Origin of the sequence: Maribacter sp. (genome assembly GCF_039974175.1) — a bacterium.
Classification (GTDB): Bacteria; Bacteroidota; Bacteroidia; order Flavobacteriales; family Flavobacteriaceae; genus Maribacter_C.
Genome location: NZ_JBDWJN010000001.1, coordinates 196,673 through 214,632, shown reverse-complemented (window position 1 = coordinate 214,632; position 17,960 = coordinate 196,673). Strand labels below are relative to the sequence as shown.

Genomic DNA, 17,960 nt, shown 5'->3' with positions numbered 1-17,960 from the left:
CCTATCTGTTCAGCAACCATCTTAGCAATAAACTAGAAATGCGGATATTGTTCGCCCTTACTGTGGTCATTTTGACTTTTGGCTGTTCAGATAATGATGATGAATTTGATTCTTCATGCGGAGTTGTTAACCCTACTCGACAATTGGAATGGTTAAAGGCAGAAATAAATGACTTGCAATCAAATCAAAGTGACATCTCCAAATATTTCTACGTTTCACAAGCCTTGTACAATTCGGAAACAGTATTTCTTTTTAATAACTGCTGTCCTTTTTGTAATACGGTGGTACCCATCTATAACTGCGCGGGAACACAATTGGGAACCTTAAATAACGAAATCTCAGAGGGTGATATATTGAATAACAAAATTGTTTATCAACCCGATAACTTTCAATGCCACACTAACTAAAACTTCGATTGGTAGCTTTAGTTTTTACAGAAATCCTATTTTGCATGTAAATGCGAAACAAAAAAAACGTACGAGCTTTTTTTCTAGTACCCCCAGAGGTACAACTCTTAGACATTACCGGGCCAGCGCATCTATTCTATGAGGCCAAGACGTATGGTGCAAATATTGAAACACATTATTTAAGTCTTGACTTGAACAATGAAGTGATTTCAAGTGCTGGCATTTCTTTAGGTAGATTGGAACCCTATAGTAATTTTGAACTAGCCGAAAATGATATACTATTTGTACCCGGCTTAGAATCGCATCTTTTTTTTGCCATAGATTTCATGAAAGACCAGCAGCCGTTTTTTACATGGCTACAGTATCAAGTGCGTAATAATGCTAAAATTTGTTCTGTTTGTACAGGAGCTTATCTTTTGGCGTTTGCAGGTCTTTTAAACGGAAAACACTGTACCACGCATTGGAAATACTTTGAAGATTTTCAAAGGCGTTTTCCTGAGGCAAAATTACTCTCCGATAGACTCCTTGTTCATGATGGAAATCTCTATTCAAGTGCGGGCGTATCTTCTGGTATCGATCTAGCACTCTATATATTGGAAGAATTATACGATGCCGTTTTTGCGGCAAAAGTCGCAAAAGAAGTGGTAATCTATCTCCGAAGAACTGAGAATGATCCGCAACTTAGCATGTTTTTGCAATACCGAAATCACATGGAAACGCGTATTCATCAAGTGCAAGAGCAATTGACTCAAAATTTGTCTAAAAAACAGAACATAGAAGATTTAGCCGAAAGTGTTCACATGAGCCCTAGAAACCTTACACGACTCTTCAAAAAAACAACCGGTATATCCATTGGCCAGTATCTCCAAAAACTTCGCGTAGAATTGGCCCTAAAACTACTCTCACAAGGATCTAAAGTACATACTGTTGCCAATGCCTGTGGATTAAAAAGTAGCAACCAGCTTAGGGCGCTAATAAAAAAACATACTTCATTGCTTCCTTCACAACTATAAACTTGAGTGTCCAAAAACTGCGTATTGTTGTCCTTTTTACTGGCTGAAGTATAAAATAACTTTGTATTTCATCAAAAAACGACATGACATGAAAAAACTAGTGCAAGTTTTAATCCTCTGCTGCATTTTGGGCCAGGTTACGGCACAAAACCAAACACAATCAAACACCTACGTTTGTCCACCTTGCAACCAATCTTGTGATAAGGTAGAATACAATTCACCAGGTGTTTGTGAACATTGCAATATGATCTTGGTTCGAAAAGACCACTCAAAGACCATTGCTTTTTATCTACAGGATGGTGTTGAAGTTTTAGACTTTGCCGGTCCAATGGAGGTATTTGCATATGCCGGTTACAAAGTATTTACTGTTTCTGAAAAAATACAACCGATAAAATCTCAAGGTATTTTAACAATTATTCCTGATTATAGTATTGAAAATGCCCCAAAAGCAGATATTTTGGCTTTTTTTGGAGGCAATTCCTCCGCTGCATCAGAAAACACTGCCGTTATTCAATGGGTTAAAAATCAATCAGAGGTAAAGTACCATTTCTCTGTATGTACCGGTGCTTTTGTTCTGGCGCAAGCAGGAATCTTGGATGGCAAAACGGCCACAACATTTCATAATGCTTTAGAAAATTTAGCGGTTCAATATCCGAAAGTTAAGGTTAGAAAAAATGTCCGCTTTGTTGATAACGGCAAAGTCATTACTACCGCCGGAATATCAGCGGGTATCGATGGAGCACTGCACTTGGTTGCAAAACTGCAAGGTTTAAACACCGCTAAACGCACCGCCTACTACATGGAATATGATAATTGGCAACTTGGTAATGGTCTGGTTCTATCAGATGACAATCCGTATCACAAACAAACAACTTCTGATGAGCTAATAGGGTTTGAAGGCAATTATGAATATAAAAACAACACCTTATTTGATTTGGTATACAACGCTAAAACTAAAGATCTAAACGCCATCATTAATGAAATTTCCTATCCTATCTACCATGAAAATGGAGACGTATTTTCAGATATAAGCAATGAACCTGTTTACTTTAAAAGAAACCAAAGTGGCCAGATTATCGGCTATTCCTTAACCCAAGATGGTAAAATCTATTCAAAACTGAAGTAGATCTTTTTTAAAAAATCTGGATCATGAAAGTTATAAATTTAGCCTTGCTACTGCTGTTTATATCGTGCAAAAATCAGGCTCAAAACTATGTATGCACTCCGTGCGACTTAAGTTGTGACACCTTGATTTTTGAATCTAGTGGAAAATGCTCTCAGTGCTCCATGCAACTCATTAAAGAAAGTGAAGCGAAGCGGGAGACCTTGGTTGTAAACGAGGTAAATATTAGCGAAGGTTCTGGTAAATTCTTAATCGAGGGAGGCAAGGGCAAAAAAACCAAAGCAATTATCGTCTATTATTACAAACCCAAGAACTTCGATTCAAATTCCAAGGTTCTCGTCGTTATCCCAGGGGCCGGCAGAAATGCCAACACCTATAGAGATGCATGGGTAGCAGAGGCAGACAAAAAAGGTATTCTCATTCTTTCTCCAAAATATGCAGAAGAAGACTACGCCTTTGAAGATTATCATCTATGCGGATTAATACGTGAATTAAACTTAGGCAAGAGTCTTGAATTCGTTGAGAACTCGAACATGGTCAAAATTGATGAAGATCAGTTGACATTCACGTTGAACACTAAGGAAGAGGAATGGATATTTGAAGATTTTGATCGGATTTTTGATCTTGCTATTGAGGCAATAGGATCAAACCAGAAGGAATACGATATTTTTGGGCATTCTGCAGGAGGTCAGATTCTTCATCGCTATGCCTTATTCGGAAAAAGCGCAAAAGTAAATAACATATTAGCCGCAAATTCGGGTTTTTACACGCTTCCCAATTTTGAATTTGCACTACCCTTTGGTCTGAAAAACACTTTATTAGAAGAGCAAAATTTGCAAGACGCTTTCGACAAAAAATTGATTATCCTTGTCGGAGAACTTGATAATCAAGCAGAAACCAGAGGAACTTTACTTCGCTCTTCAACAGCAGACAAACAGGGTTTGCACCGATTAGCGCGCGCTCAATATTTTTACGATCAAGCAAAAAGCGTAGCTCGCTCAAAACAATTCAGTTTTAATTGGAAAATTGCGATTATTCCTCAGGTCGGACATGATCATCGAAAGATGGCGGTAGCAGCAAGCCAGCTACTTTATTCAGAACACTAGCTAAATGCATTGTATTTCTTAAAGAAGAGCAATTTCACTATGCCGCGGGCAGCGATTTTTATATTACTATGCTCGCCTTCTAAAAAAAGGAACCAGCACCGTTAAACTTATGAGGTATGGGTTATTTCACGCGCAACCTTTTCTCGCGCCTCTCATCTTAATGGCGTACGTATGAGTCTTATGAAAAAAGCAATTCTACTAATCCTGTTTTCTTCGGTTTTATGCCTCTCTTGCACCAACAATGATGATGCTGGTATTGAAGAAGTTCGTCTCCGCATTAATTCTTACACCGTTGATTGTGTAGGAGTCCTGATAGGCAAATGCCTTTTGATTCAAGAAGGTGACAAAATTGGAACTGAAGATTGGGAGTATTTTTATTTTGAAAATAGTATCGACGGTTTTACATTCGAACCCGACTTTATTTATGAAATTTTGGTGCAAAAAACTCAAATAGCAGATCCACCAGCCGACGGATCAAGTATTCGTTATACATTGGTACAAATCATTTCGAAAACGAAAGTATAGCTAATTCGTATAAATTCTTGAGGCCAGCATATTTTTATCACCGAATTACGGGAGGTTCATTTTGGTACTTTTCAGGCTGTTCATTAGCAATCTTATAGTTTTATTTTCGTTTTAAACAAGTGAAGCTCAATCTAATGTATCTACCAAAAATGAAAACCATTTTTAAAATGCTCTTAGCTCCTTTGCTTTGGTTCCTGCACTCTTGCAGTCCGTTAGGCGAACCAGTTGATGCAGCTAAATCTAACAATCACTACTATAACCATGACAAAAGTCAAATTCGGTATAGCCCCATGGGCAATTGGTTCGAGCTAGGCAATAGTGCCATGAAAGCCGATATCAACAGCTTTGAAGTACTTAACAAATGGTTAAGCAAAGATAAAAACCATTTATTTTATGAGGCGTATGAAGTGAAAAACGCCAAGATAGATCGCTCAACCTTCACGGTTAAAGAGAAAGATTACATGACCAATATCGGTTTCGATAAAGATTATGTGTACGCATTTCGTAAAGTCTTCAAAAATAAATCGCATCACGGCGTCGTAAAAATTATCGAATATGCTGACGCAAAAACCTATGAACGAACCGATTGGGATTGGGCCAATGATGGGAAACATCATTTTTATAGAGACAATCGCATTGATGCCGACTTTGCGAGTTTTAAGACCTTAAATGATTATTTCGCAAAAGACGATTACAAAGCCTACGTCAGAAATGATACGCTATTCGCCGCTTTTGACGCCGATAATACCACACTTCAGATTTTAGATAAAAGCGCTCATAGCATTGATCATAAAAATGTGTACTGGCTTCCCTTTTTTACTAAAAACAGTCCAAATTTGCTTACCATACCCTATGAAAATGAGGCTGAGGTAAGGATGTTAAACCGCTTCTTTTTAAGGATAGCAAACACCATTTACTTCGATGGAGTTGCTCGAAAAGACATCGATGCAACTAGCTTTGAAATTATCGATCATTCGTATGCCAAGGATGCCGCTCATGTTTATTATAGAGATAAAGTAATTCCAAATGCAGACGCAGCAAGCTTTAAACGATTGGAAGGAAGTTATAAATACACTGACAAAAATGGTGTTTACCATGATGGTAAATTGGAAGAAAAAAAACTGTAAACTCCCCAATTAAGCTTAAGTCTTAATAAAGCGCTCTTCAAATTCAACGCTGACATTTTTTATTTCCTTACTTTTGAAACAACCCCCGGATAACTAATTTTTTAATTTAAATACGCAAATATGAAAATGAAATTTTTACTAGTGTTTGTTTTGACACTGTCGATCTATGGTGCGCAAGCCCAAGACCAGTTAGCACAATCTACAATTCAAGCCGTCTTAACGGGCAACCAAGCTCAGGTTATACAATTGGCTGAAGCCTTTTCGGAGGAACAGTATAACTGGAGACCTTCTGAGGGTGTAAATTCAGTAGGAGAAGCACTTTTACATGTTGCAGGGGGCAATTACTATTTAGCATCTAAAATGGGGTTTGCTCCACCGGAAGATGTAGACATGATGAACTTGGGTAAAATCACCGGAAAGGAAAACATTATTGCTGCTTTAAAAAAGTCAAACGAATTTGTTCTTGACAAAATTACCAAAGTAGAGACAGCCTCACTTAATGAAGAAGTAGATTTTGGTTTTGCCAAAATGAACAAATTAGGAGGGCTATTAGCTATTATGGAGCACAACGGAGAGCACAAAGGACAGCTTATTGCTTACGCTCGTACAAACGGAGTTGTTCCGCCTTGGAGCCGTAACTGATTTAAATCTGTGACTACATTCAAAATTAAGACCTCTATTTGAAATTTAAATAGAGGTCTTTTTATGCAACCTCTTCAAACAACGCCCATCTTTCAAAAGAATTCCTTAAAATGCCATTATGCGCATTGTTGCCTAAATCTTTATTTCACTGATTATACTATTAGATTATTATCCTCCTGTTGACAAAGCACCCAGCCTTGTTGATTGTACTGGAAGCATCTTCGGGTCTGCTGAAGAAACCAACTTTACACACAATCAGTTTACCAATTGAAATAGTATCTACAAACCTTCCGATTCTCTTGTGATTTATAAGCTAAGGCCATTCTTCTAGCAGCTTCAGAGACAAATACATAGTTTTATGTTCAAAATAGAACTGGCTTATTTAAGAACAAAAGCCATTCTTAAAATCTGTAAGTCAGCTATTGATACTCACAGAGTTATATTGTAACACAATTTCAATGTAAATTTAACGTTAATAAATTGTAAATTAAATATGAATCATCTATAATTTATCAGTCCAAAATGTAGCGTTATGAAAGAAAGAAAGAACAAGAGTATTCAGAAAAAAAATGAAAATTTGAACATCGGCAGCCTTGCAGCTTACATTAAGAATTATGCACGCAATTGCCGCTATTCTTTCAATAGAATGTTACGTGTATAGCTCAACCCTTAAACTTCTGAGGTAAATACACTATCTTTTTCGTATCGAAAAATTCCTCTTTAAAATATTCAGTTAAGTCAAATATTTCTGCTGTGCGATAGTTTCTTAGCTCGTCTGAAAGGTCTCCTCCTTTTAAATAGAGTATCCCGTTACGTCTTTCATGTAAAGCTTCTTTTTTGATTTTTCCTTTCACCCAATGGGTAAATGTCGGCATTGCGGCCACCGCCCTACTGACTATAAAATCAAATTGACCTTTTATTTCTTCAACTCTCGAATTTATCGGACTCACATTGGTAATGCCTAAACCCGCAACTACCTCTTCAACAACCTTAATTTTTTTTCCGATAGAGTCGACCAAAGTAAAATGGGTTTCTGGAAATAGAATGGCCAGCGGAATCCCAGGAAAGCCACCACCCGTACCCACATCTAAAACCTTGCTTCCGGGAAGAAACTGCTGAATTTTTGCGATTCCTAAGGAATGTAATACATGCCGAAGGTAAAGCTCGTCTATATCTTTTCTAGATACCACGTTTATTTTCTGATTCCAGTCTTGGTATAGGTTTTCTAACTGGGTAAATTGCTCTTTTTGCTCCTCCGTTAAATCAGGAAAATACTTTAACACTATTTCTATACCCATCCGAATTAAAATTTGAACAAAAATAGTATATTCACGGGTGCAAATATTTTCTTTTTTTAGGAAAGTATTCGCATAAAGAGGTACTTCATTGCCGTACCTTTGTAAAAAATTACGCTTATATGAACCATTCTAGCATTCGATTTTCCAGAAAAGATTCTGCACAGTTCTTTAAAACTTTGAACAAGAGGGTAAATGACTATTTCAAAGAAAATAAACTTAAAAAAACGGGTAACTGGCGTCTGCATTTGAAGACCATTGTAATGTTTGCCATGTTTTTAACTCCATATTTTCTAATTCTTACTTTAGGGCTCCCGATATGGGCTAACCTTTTACTAACTATCCTTATGGGTGTTGGTATGGCTGGTGTTGGCATGAATGTTATGCACGATGGCAACCATGGCTCATATTCCAATAAGAAGTGGGTTAATAAATTGATGGGGAGTAGCATTTATATTTTAGCTGGCAATGTGTACAATTGGCAAGTTCAACATAATGTTTTGCATCATACCTACACCAACATACATGAACATGACGAAGATATGGAAGCGGGCCGCGTTCTCCGTTTTTCCAAGCATACTGAATGGAAAAAGCATCATAAATTTCAGCACCTTTACTCAGTCTTTCTCTATGGATTATTGACTTTTAATTGGGCAATTACAACCGACTTTCAACAAATGTATCGCTATATGAAACGCAAGCTTTCTTATGGTAAGCTTCCGAGCCCGGCAATGAATTGGAGTACGCTGGTGATTACCAAATTGCTGTATATCACTATATGGATTGTACTGCCTCTTATCTTCGTTGATATCGCATGGTGGAAAATTCTATTGGGCTTTTTTATTATGCACTATGTAGCTGGTGTAATTTTAAGCGTAACTTTTCAATTGGCGCATATCGTTAACGAAGCGGACACGCCCTTACCAGACGAAAGTGGGACCATGAAAAATACGTGGGCTATTCATCAATTGTTTACAACCGTTAATTTTGGCACGAAAAACAGAATTGTAAATTGGTTTACTGGCGGCTTGAATCACCAAGTAGAACATCATATTTTTCCGAATATCAGTCACGTACATTACACAAATATTTCCAAAATTGTGAAACAAACGGCAAAGGAGTTTAATTTGCCCTACAATGAGTATAAAACTACCAGAAAAGCTATAATTTCGCACTTCAAACATTTAAAGGAATTGGGCAAACAGCCGGCTTTACAATACTGATTTTATAAAACAAACCTGTTTTCTCATTAATTTCAAGGCAAATAAGTCGCTCTATGCATCGATATAAATGATACACTTGAGTTGTGATCTTTAAAAGATGGTCAATTGGAGTCTTAGCGCTTATGGATACTAAAGAAATTTAAATCAAAACTGGTCGTTAAAAAATGTGATAATGAATCCATTAGTAATGAGTAACCAACTATCGGACAGAATTAATAGCGTAACCCCTTCAGCAACTCTTGAAATGGCCGCGAAAGCGCGAGAACTAAGAGCTGCTGGAAAAGATATTATTGGTCTTAGTTTGGGAGAACCTGATTTCAACACCCCCGATTATATTAAAAACGCTGCCATACAAGCTGTAAATGACAACTACAATTCGTATACCCCTGTTGACGGTTATGTTGATTTGAAGGATGCCATCATTACGAAATTCAAGAGAGATAATAATCTAACCTACGACCGTTCGCAATTGGTTGTTTCTACGGGAGCTAAACAGGCACTCTACAATGTAGCTCAGGTTGTTCTCAATGACGGTGATGAAGTGGTATTGCCTTGTCCGTATTGGGTGAGTTATAGCGACATTGTAAAATTGGCCGGAGGCGTACCCGTTGAAGTGTCTACTTCAATTGATACTGATTTCAAAATGACCCCTGAACAGCTCCAAGCGGCTATTACTCCCAAAACAAAAATGTTATGGTATAGCTCGCCTTGTAACCCTAGTGGTTCTATTTATAGTGCAGAAGAGCTAAGGGGCTTGGCCGATGTTTTGCAAAAACACCCACAGATAATAGTTGTGAGCGATGAAATATATGAGCATATCAATTATGGGTTTACCGAGCATGCATCTATGGCATCTTTCGAAGATATGTATGATCGCACGGTGACCGTAAACGGAGTGGCCAAAGCTTTCGCCATGACTGGATGGCGTATTGGGTATATAGGCGCTCCAAACTATATCGCGCGTTCTTGTAACAAATTGCAAGGTCAGGTAACTAGTGGAGCGAACTGTATAGCACAAAGAGCTGTAATTACTGCCCTTGTAGAATCACCTAGTCGCGTTCAATATATGGTAGATGAGTTCAAAGAACGCAGAGCTTTGATTCTTAGCTTACTGAACAGTATTGAGGGATTCAAGTGTAACCAACCGGAAGGTGCTTTTTACGTTTTTCCCGATGTTACGGCTTACTTTGGCAAAACGCTAAATGGAACAATCATCAACAACGCTTCCGATTTGGCAATGTATCTCTTAGAAAATGCAAATGTAGCCACTGTAACCGGCGATGCTTTTGGAAACGGTAATTGTATTCGTATTTCGTATGCGGCTTCCGAAAAAGAGATTCGCGAAGCGGTTTCCAGAATTAAAGCAGCTTTAGTCTAATTCAAAAACATCTAAAAAATTAAAAAACGATCAGGTGAATCACGTGATCGTTTTTTTGTGTTTATACTATTCTTATTTCTTAAAAAATATGGCCCATAAGTCTTTTGGTAGCTTTTTTAGAGCAAACAAAGCTTGCTTTGTAATGGGCGCATAAGCCACCTTATTGATAAGATAATCTGTACGTTTTCCGTACGGAGGCATCATCATATCATAAGTGCCTCCTTCTTTTTTAATAAAGTATCCGCGTTGATTCGAAAACTCTCGAAAGCCTTCTTCACCATGGTGAACGCCCATTCCGCTTGCGCCAACACCACCGAATGGCAATGAAGGAACTCCAGCCTGTAATGCAATCACATTTACCGCAACGCCTCCACTATGAGTGTTTTCAGTAATCGTATTAATCAAGGTCTTATTTTTAGTATAGATATAGAGACCTAAGGGTTTGTCTCCCTTATTGATGTACTCAATTACGTCGTCAATGGAATCATAAGATAAAACGGGAAGAATAGGACCGAAAATCTCCTCTTTCATTAAAGCGATATCCTCCGCTGGGTTGACTACGATATGAAAAGGCATATGCCTTCCACTCTGCTTCATATTGGTGCCTGAATTAATTACCTGCGCTCCTGAAGTTGCAGCTTCATCGACCAAGTTGTGCAACCGCTTCAAATGACGTTCGGAAATAATGCCACAGGCGTGCGCACCTCCATTGGTATCTCCAGAAAAATGAGTTTTGAAATGTCTTGTTATTTTCCGTACAAAATCATCTAAATGCGCATTGGGTACGAAACAATAATCACCGGTAACGCACATTTGCCCTCGTTTCACCGACTTAATTCCTGCTATACTCGCAATGGTTGCATCGGTAATAGCGTCGTCTCCAACAATAACAGGGCTTTTTCCACCTAGCTCTAGGGTAACTGGCACTAAGTTCGCTGCGGCGGCTTTCATAATGAGCTTACCAACCGAACCGCTGCCAGTGTAGATCAAATGATCCCAAGATAAGGTTGCAAAATGCTTTGCCAAATCTAGACCACCAGTTACTACAAATACCAAATCCTCAGGAAAAGTTTCGCTTATCATTTTTTTTAAAACAGCCCCGCAAGCCGGAGCTAAATCTGAAGGTTTTAGTATCACCCTGTTTCCTGCGGCTAAAGCGTCGAGCATAGGACCGATTGCAATATCAAAAGGAAAGTTCCAAGAAACCATATTACCAATCACCCCCTTGGGATGCGATTTTAGATATACCTGAGCATTGCCCAAAGTGACAAAGTTACCCGCTTTTGGAATGGGCTTCATCCACTTTTTTACATTCTTGCAATTGTATTCCGTTCTCTCGAACATCCCCAAGATTTCGAGCAAGTCTCCTGCTTGTTCTGAATGTCCTCCAAAATCCTTATCCAATGCCGCTAATATCTGAGAACGGTATTTACGTAGCATCTTAGGAACCTTTTGCATTCGTTCTATTCTAAGCTTGGCTGAGGGGTAAGGATCTTTTAAAAAAGCTTCTTTCTGAATACGAAAAATGCGCCCCAATTCTGCAATAACAATTTGGTCTGTGTTTGAAGTTTCTAAAATTGTTTCCATAGGTTAACAATGTACAAAACAATATGAAATCTAAGCTTAAATCTATCTGGGTTTGATTACAGTTTTAATCCTTAACTTTAATAACATCATCAAACATAATTTTTAAATGAAGCACGAATGGCGAAAAAGTGAAAAGCAGCTCTATCTTCCGAAATTGAAGCCGGAAGTCCTCGTTATTCCTGAATTTCAGTTTCTCACTATTTCTGGAGAAGGGAACCCCAACAACAAAGCATTTCCAGCCTATATAAGTACGCTCTATGCGGTTTCGTATGCCATAAAAATGACTTTAAAAAGAAGCTCTCCACCAAAAAATTATATGGATTATACTGTATATCCTCTAGAGGGTATTTGGGGTATTAATGAGGAAGCTATAAAAACCTATGACGGCACCCTTAACAAAGATGATTTGGTCTTTAAGCTTATGATTCGGCAACCTGAATTTGTCTCAAACGCATTTGTTCAAGACATGCTCGAACTTACAAAAAAGAAAAAACCACATCCGTTATTAGAGCAGGTTAAGTTTCAAAAAATTGCTGAAGGAAAATGTGTTCAGATGATGCATGTTGGCCCGTTTGAAAAAGAACAGGAAACCTTTATAGTTATGGAAGAGTTTGCGAAAAAAAATGAACTTAATCGACTTTCTAAAGAGCATCGTGAGATTTATCTATCCGACTTTAGGAAGGTATCACCAGAAAAATTGAAGACAGTTCTTAGATTTCAAGTAAATTCTAAGTAACTTTAAACCAAGCAATTGAACCTAAAAACAAAGTAATGAAGACGATGACCTGCAATCAGCTCGGGGGGGCATGCGATATCAAATTTCAAGCAGAAACCTTCGAAGAGATGGCTGAATTAAGCAAAAAACACGGTATGGAAATGTTCCAAAAAGGCGACGCTGCCCATCTCGAGGCGATGAATGACATGCAAACTTTAATGAAATCGCCTGAGGCCATGCAAGCATGGTTTAGCGCGCGGAGAAGAGAATTTGAAGCCTTACCAGATGACTAGCAAATTGAATTCTCAAAACCAATTCCAAATGCTAACCACCTCAAGAATCGGAATCATATGACCTAACCTAACAACTACCATTCTTCAAAAGATGCGTCAACTACGTACGCCTCCAGAAGTAGGGAGTAAGTAAAATCAATACGGTAAAGAGTTCTAGCCTACCAGCTAACATCAAGAATCCACACCACCATTTACCAGCATCGGGTAAGCTATTAAAATTACTTACCGGATTAAGGCTACCCAAAGCGGGGCCCACATTTCCCAATGATGATGCCGCTCCACCAATAGCAGATTCAAAATCCAAACCTAAAATACCTAGTACAAGGGCACCAATAATAAAGAGTAGCATATATAGAACAAAAAACGCAATGATGTTGTAAACAATGTGTTCCTTGACGGTTTTATCATTATACCTTACGGGTATAATAGCACTAGGATGCAGTGTGCGTTTGAATTCCAATATTCCGTTTTTGATGATGAGTAGGTGACGCATAACTTTAATACCCCCTGCAGTCGACCCAGCAGAACCTCCTAAGAAAAACAAACCAAAGAAAAGGATAGTCAAGAAAGGCGTCCAACTAGTGAAGTCAGCAGTTACAAAGCCGGTAGTAGTCACTATGGCGATCACCTGAAAAAGTGCATGACGAATTGAGCTTTCCTCTTTACCCATCACCATTGGGTGGAAATCAGAAACGGGTACATTTGCTTGAAGGTAAATAACCACTGCGGCAACTATGGTAAACAGTATAATGAATCCTGTGTAGAATTTAAACTCCTCATCTCGCAGTACGCGTTGTACCTTTCCTTTGAAGACAAAATAGCTTAAAACGAAATTGCTTCCCGCCAAAAACATAAATACCATTACGATGTACTGAATTGCTGGAATATCGTTCCAATAGGCCAAGCTTGCGTTTTTTGTTGAAAACCCTCCTGTCGATAGGGTTGCCAAGGCGTGATTGACCGCATCAAAAACCGACATTCCAGCAATGCTCAACAAAAGCGTTTCAGCAGCAGTATACCCCACATAAATCAGCCATAACCGCTTCGCGGTATCCGTAATTCTTGGGTGTAATTTGTCTGCGCTTGGGCCTGGTGCTTCCGCAGCGAATAGTTGCATTCCTCCAATTCCTAATAACGGCAAGATGGCAATGGCCAAAACGATAATTCCCATACCGCCAATCCAATGCGTTAGACTACGCCAGAGCAAGATTCCTTCCGGTAGGGCTTCTATGTCATCGACGATAGAGGCTCCGGTTGTGGTGTAGCCCGAAATGGTTTCAAAAAATGCATTGGTGACTCCTGGTATCGCACCAGAAAAAAGGTAGGGTAACATCCCTGAAAGCGACATAACAATCCAACCAAAAGTAACAATGATATATCCTTCCTTACGTTGTACTTCCCGTTTGTGCTTGCGCGTTGCGAACATTAACAGCATGCCTGAAAACATTGTACTTATCGCGGCCAATGTGATATCTAGGGTTACCCCATCTTCGTAAAGCAAACTCACTAAAGCTGCGACAAGCATAAACCCGCCATTGACCAGCAATAACAAGCCCATAATGTGAAGTATGATCCTAGAATTTAGTTGCATGTTACAAGAACAATCTTTCTATTTTGCCAATTGCCTCAGGCAAACAACAAACCACGACACGGTCACCGGCTTGTATTTCAAACCCCCCAAGTGCTATAACACCTTGGCCATCACGAACAACACCCCCAATAGTCGCTTCTTTTGGAAAATCGAGATTTCGTATGCTATTGCCTGTGACCTTTGACCCTGGCTTTACGACAAACTCCAAAATCTCGGCATTTAAGTTGTTTAAACGCATCGATGCGACTACTTCTCCTTTTCGAATATGCCTAAAAATATTGTTAGCTGCCAGTAGTTTTTTATTGATCAAGGTATCAATACCTATAGAGTGTGAAAGCTGAAAATAATCCATATTTTCAACCAAAGCTATTGTCTTTTTGATATGTTTCGATTTTGCTACCAAACACGACATAATATTGGTTTCTGAATTTCCGGTCACGGCTATAAAAGCATCCATCGACTCGAGGCTTTCTTCCTCAAGTAGTTCTACATTTCGCCCATCTCCATTGATCACCAAAGCCGTGGGAAGATCATCAGCCAAGTCGAATGCTTTCTCTTTATCTTTCTCAATGAGTTTTACATTGAACTTTTTGGCACAAAGATCTCGTGCAGCTTTGAAACCGACTTTACTGCCTCCCAAAATCATAACATTGCGAATGTCTTCCTTTTTCTTTCCTGTGAGTTTGTACAGCTCATCAACACCTTCACGCACGGTAATGAAGTACACTTGATCACCTTCCTTAAAAACGGTATCACCTCTAGGAATAACAGTATACTGCGTACCTGCCCGTTTCAAGGCGATAGGCATAAAATGTAGCTCAGGAAATATTGTCGCGGCCTCCTTTACCATTTTTCCAACAAAAGGTGCGGTTTTTGGCAAGGATACGCCAACCATAATCAGCTCTCCATCTTCAAACTCATAAGTATCGTTAAAGGCCGATTTATTTAGTAGCAATTGAATTTCTGTGGCTGCGAGTTCTTCAGGTGAAATTAATTCGTCGATTCCAAGTTCTTCAAAGCGAATCGTTTCCTTGCAATCAACAAACTCAGTATTGGAAATACGAGCAATGGTTTGTTTGCATCCCAGTTGTTTCGCCAACATACAGAGGGTTATATTGGTAGTTTCTGAAGATGTAACTCCGATTACGAGATCTGAGTTTTCTACCTTAGCATCTTTCAATACGCCTATTGAAGTGGCGTCACCACGTAAAACACGAATATCTAAATGGTTATCGGCATAGGTTAAACTTGCCTTATTCGAATCGATCAGAGTAATATCTTGTGATTCATAAGAAAGCAGTTTTGCCAAATGAAAGCCCACCTCACCTGCGCCCGCAATTATAATTTTCATCGAATTATTACTATTGTTGTTTGAAAGTAGTTTTTAGTAACCACCTCAACTTAGAAAGAAGTGCCATTTGACACACTTTGGCTTTTTTACAGCTCATTTCAAGAAGGGTTTGCAACGATTTGCGGGGCAAAATTACACAATTTTTATCACCTCACCACCGAATTTACACAAGTATTAAACTAAGGCTAAAGCACTTTATTGTATTTCAAGACCAGCATATATGCAGGCTTATATTGTATCTTTGCCGAAAATCTGCTATAGATGGCCAAGAAAGTCACCCCCTATAAAGATTCCAATCTTGGAAAGAAGGAACAGGTAACTCAAATGTTCGACACGATTTCAAAAAACTACGATGGATTAAATCGCGTTATTTCCTTCGGAATTGATATCAAATGGCGAAAGCGTGTAGTTGCCATATTAAAGCGGAAAAAACCAGCATCTATTCTTGATATTGCAACAGGTACGGGAGATTTGGCGATACATATGGTCGAAACCGGAGCCGATCGTATTGTAGGTTTGGATATTTCCCCTGGGATGCTTGAAGTAGGAAAAAAGAAAGTCGATGAAAAAGAATTGTATAATACCATTGAAATGGTAGTTGGAGATAGTGAAAATCTTCCTTTTGAAGCACATACTTTTGATGCTGTAACGGTAGCTTTTGGGGTTCGAAATTTTGAAACTTTGGAGAAGGGGTTGACTGAAATTCACCGCGTTCTCAAACCCAAAGGAACCTTTGTTGTGCTTGAAACTGCCGTACCTACCAAGACACCATTCAAACAAGGGTATAACTTTCATTGCAAATATGTGTTACCACTAGTGGGTCGTCTATTTTCGAAAGATCGAGCCGCTTACACCTATTTATCAGAATCTGCAGCGGTTTTTCCACATGGTGAAAACTTCAACAATATTTTGCGCAAAATCGGGTTTATAGAGGTAGAGAATAAACCGCAGACCTTCGGGGTTGCATCTATTTATGTAGCTACTAAGGCCTAAAACGAATAATTCTAATATTGGGTTTGGTTTGCGTATGCGTTTAGCCTCTATTAATTCAACTAAATGAAGCGATTGTTTTTTCTTTTTCTGGGGATGTTTCTGCTTACCCTACCCCTGATGGCACAATTTAATGAAAAGCCCGTCCTCAATATTGAGAACAAAGACAAGAAGTTCTTAAATTATGGGTATTACCTCGGATTTAATCAGTATGATTTTAAATTTGATTACAAAAACAATACTCCTGATGTTCTCGTAGATAAATCTTTTGGTTTTACAGTGGGCCTGATCGGTGAGATGCGTATTAATGAATTTTTAGACCTACGTTTTGAACCCGGACTCGCCTATAACCTTAGAACTTTAGGTTTCCCAGGTTTTGATGAGGAAAGGGATGCGCTTCGGGAGGTAAAATCAACATATATCAATTTTCCTTTGCTTTTAAAAGTAAGCACGAGGCGTCTTGGAAATTTTAAGCCTTTTATTATTGGCGGAGGTTCGGCATCGCTCAATCTAGGAAGCAATGAAACGAGTTTGGATGACAATTCATCGGGCACTTTCCGAATGACCAAATGGGTTTATAATTATGAATTGGGCTTCGGAATCGATTTTTATCTCGAATACTTTAAATTTACCCCTTCTATTCGTGGCGTTTTTGCCATTACCGACGAACTTGTGCCTGACGTTGACCCCAATAGTCCATGGACAGGCAATATTGATGCCATGCGAACAAGAGGTTTATTCATCAATTTTACATTTGAGTAGTAGCATAATTCCAATACCAGTACAAATTTAAAGTTCGAATCCTTTACTAAGGTTTCTCGTATCTCGCACCTCCAAGCCCTTACTTTTACCCCCTTCTTATTTCATGCAACAAAATCGCTGTTGCAGTCGCTACATTTAGACTTTCCGAGGTTTTGCCACCGTATGGTGGAATAGCAACTTTTTGAGTAACTGATGCCTCGACTTCTGTTGAGATACCGTTGGCTTCATTTCCTAGAATTATAATTCCTTTTTGTGGAAGTTCAAGTTCGTATACAGACGCTCCGTTCATAAACGCTCCATAAACTTTCATATCCGATACTTTTAAAAAATCAACCAACTTAACATAGGTAATATTAACCCTCGCAATTGAACCCATTGTGGCTTGTAAAACCTTTGGGTTGAAACAATCAACTGTCATCTGAGAACATACCAAATTTCTAATCCCAAACCAATCGCAAAGACGTATTATAGTACCAAGGTTTCCAGGATCGCGCACCGCATCCAATGCCACGATCCAATCGGTGAAATCTACCTCCTTAGCTTTGGGAATATAAAAGACACCCAATACCCCGTTCGGATTCTTCAGGCTGCTAATTTGATCGAGCTCTGCCTTCGAAATTTCGGTTAGAATATCATCGGAAACAGCAAAAAGATTTGCTGCTGTGCAATAAATGGAATGAGCCTTAAAATCAGAATCCAAGAGCTCTTGTACTGTCTTTTTACCTTCGACAAAAAACAAGCCGTGTTGATTTCGGTACTTTTTTTGCTGTAAGCTTCGTATAAGTTTTATTTGGCTCTTAACAAGCATTCCATTAATGTGTTTTTTAATGTA

18 protein-coding genes are annotated in these 17,960 nt (G+C 38.8%); 13 read left to right on the top strand and 5 right to left on the bottom strand.

All coding sequences use genetic code 11. The features are described 5' to 3' along the window. The first annotated feature begins 38 nt into the window (after positions 1 to 38). The 7 genes from ABJN95_RS00970 (at position 39) to ABJN95_RS00940 (ending at position 5,943) form a co-directional block, all read left to right on the top strand. Positions 39 to 407 (top strand): hypothetical protein, encoded by a 369-nt coding sequence (locus ABJN95_RS00970; protein WP_348368109.1) that lies wholly within the window; start codon positions 39 to 41, stop codon positions 405 to 407. A 50-nt stretch (positions 408 to 457) separates the two neighbouring features. Beyond that, on the top strand, positions 458 to 1,420 hold the full coding sequence (locus ABJN95_RS00965) for a DJ-1/PfpI family protein (protein ID WP_348368108.1): 963 nt from the start codon (positions 458 to 460) through the stop codon (positions 1,418 to 1,420). A gap of 88 nt (positions 1,421 to 1,508) precedes the next feature. Next, positions 1,509 to 2,546, top strand: coding sequence for a DJ-1/PfpI family protein (locus ABJN95_RS00960; RefSeq protein WP_348368107.1), 1,038 nt, complete (start codon positions 1,509 to 1,511; stop codon positions 2,544 to 2,546). A 23-nt stretch (positions 2,547 to 2,569) separates the two neighbouring features. Then, the gene (locus tag ABJN95_RS00955) at positions 2,570 to 3,649 is read left to right on the top strand and encodes a hypothetical protein (RefSeq protein ID WP_348368106.1); all 1,080 of its coding nucleotides are present in this window, start codon (positions 2,570 to 2,572) and stop codon (positions 3,647 to 3,649) included. A gap of 171 nt (positions 3,650 to 3,820) precedes the next feature. Beyond that, positions 3,821 to 4,174, top strand: a complete 354-nt coding sequence (locus ABJN95_RS00950) for a DUF4377 domain-containing protein (protein ID WP_348368105.1) — start codon at positions 3,821 to 3,823, stop codon at positions 4,172 to 4,174. A 149-nt stretch (positions 4,175 to 4,323) separates the two neighbouring features. Next, a complete protein-coding gene (locus ABJN95_RS00945) occupies positions 4,324 to 5,301 on the top strand; it encodes a DKNYY domain-containing protein (RefSeq protein ID WP_348368104.1) in 978 nt (325 codons plus the stop codon). 126 nt (positions 5,302 to 5,427) lie between these two features. Next, entirely contained in the window at positions 5,428 to 5,943 is a 516-nt protein-coding gene (locus ABJN95_RS00940) for a DinB family protein (protein ID WP_348368103.1), read from the top strand. A gap of 662 nt (positions 5,944 to 6,605) precedes the next feature. Here the strand turns inward: ABJN95_RS00940 and rsmG are convergent. Then, a complete protein-coding gene (gene rsmG / locus ABJN95_RS00935; protein WP_348368102.1) occupies positions 6,606 to 7,241 on the bottom strand; it encodes a 16S rRNA (guanine(527)-N(7))-methyltransferase RsmG in 636 nt (211 codons plus the stop codon). Between the two features lie 119 nt (positions 7,242 to 7,360). Here rsmG and ABJN95_RS00930 point away from each other — a divergent pair, with 119 nt between their 5' ends. Both ABJN95_RS00930 and ABJN95_RS00925 read left to right on the top strand, forming a co-directional pair. Further along, positions 7,361 to 8,461: an acyl-CoA desaturase gene (locus tag ABJN95_RS00930; RefSeq protein ID WP_348368101.1), complete on the top strand. Its 1,101-nt coding sequence runs from the start codon at positions 7,361 to 7,363 to the stop codon at positions 8,459 to 8,461. 187 nt (positions 8,462 to 8,648) lie between these two features. After that, positions 8,649 to 9,839 (top strand): pyridoxal phosphate-dependent aminotransferase, encoded by a 1,191-nt coding sequence (locus tag ABJN95_RS00925; protein ID WP_348368135.1) that lies wholly within the window; start codon positions 8,649 to 8,651, stop codon positions 9,837 to 9,839. 72 nt (positions 9,840 to 9,911) lie between these two features. Here ABJN95_RS00925 and ABJN95_RS00920 read toward each other — a convergent pair whose 3' ends face one another. After that, positions 9,912 to 11,426: an aldehyde dehydrogenase family protein gene (locus ABJN95_RS00920; protein WP_348368100.1), complete on the bottom strand. Its 1,515-nt coding sequence runs from the start codon at positions 11,424 to 11,426 to the stop codon at positions 9,912 to 9,914. Between the two features lie 106 nt (positions 11,427 to 11,532). Here ABJN95_RS00920 and ABJN95_RS00915 point away from each other — a divergent pair, with 106 nt between their 5' ends. Together ABJN95_RS00915 and ABJN95_RS00910 are read left to right on the top strand one after the other, a co-directional pair. Continuing rightward, positions 11,533 to 12,162 carry a GyrI-like domain-containing protein gene (locus tag ABJN95_RS00915; RefSeq protein ID WP_348368099.1) on the top strand — a complete coding sequence of 210 codons (630 nt, stop codon included), beginning with the start codon at positions 11,533 to 11,535 and terminating at the stop codon, positions 12,160 to 12,162. A gap of 35 nt (positions 12,163 to 12,197) precedes the next feature. Beyond that, positions 12,198 to 12,434, top strand: a complete 237-nt coding sequence (locus tag ABJN95_RS00910) for a DUF1059 domain-containing protein (RefSeq protein ID WP_348368098.1) — start codon at positions 12,198 to 12,200, stop codon at positions 12,432 to 12,434. 100 nt (positions 12,435 to 12,534) lie between these two features. Here the strand turns inward: ABJN95_RS00910 and ABJN95_RS00905 are convergent, their stop codons facing one another. Together ABJN95_RS00905 and trkA are read right to left on the bottom strand one after the other, a co-directional pair. Further along, positions 12,535 to 14,025 carry a potassium transporter TrkG gene (locus tag ABJN95_RS00905; RefSeq protein ID WP_348368097.1) on the bottom strand — a complete coding sequence of 497 codons (1,491 nt, stop codon included), beginning with the start codon at positions 14,023 to 14,025 and terminating at the stop codon, positions 12,535 to 12,537. Position 14,026: 1 nt separating this feature from the next. Further along, a complete protein-coding gene (gene trkA / locus ABJN95_RS00900) occupies positions 14,027 to 15,376 on the bottom strand; it encodes a Trk system potassium transporter TrkA (RefSeq protein WP_348368096.1) in 1,350 nt (449 codons plus the stop codon). A 261-nt stretch (positions 15,377 to 15,637) separates the two neighbouring features. Here trkA and ubiE point away from each other — a divergent pair, with 261 nt between their 5' ends. Further along, a complete protein-coding gene (ubiE, locus tag ABJN95_RS00895) occupies positions 15,638 to 16,369 on the top strand; it encodes a bifunctional demethylmenaquinone methyltransferase/2-methoxy-6-polyprenyl-1,4-benzoquinol methylase UbiE (protein WP_348368095.1) in 732 nt (243 codons plus the stop codon). Between the two features lie 63 nt (positions 16,370 to 16,432). Continuing rightward, complete coding sequence (locus tag ABJN95_RS00890) at positions 16,433 to 17,128, top strand: porin family protein (protein ID WP_348368094.1); 696 nt, start codon at positions 16,433 to 16,435, stop codon at positions 17,126 to 17,128. Positions 17,129 to 17,213: 85 nt separating this feature from the next. Here the strand turns inward: ABJN95_RS00890 and ABJN95_RS00885 are convergent, their stop codons facing one another. Continuing rightward, positions 17,214 to 17,936, bottom strand: coding sequence for an RNA methyltransferase (locus ABJN95_RS00885; RefSeq protein WP_348368093.1), 723 nt, complete (start codon positions 17,934 to 17,936; stop codon positions 17,214 to 17,216). Positions 17,937 to 17,960 lie beyond the last annotated feature (24 nt).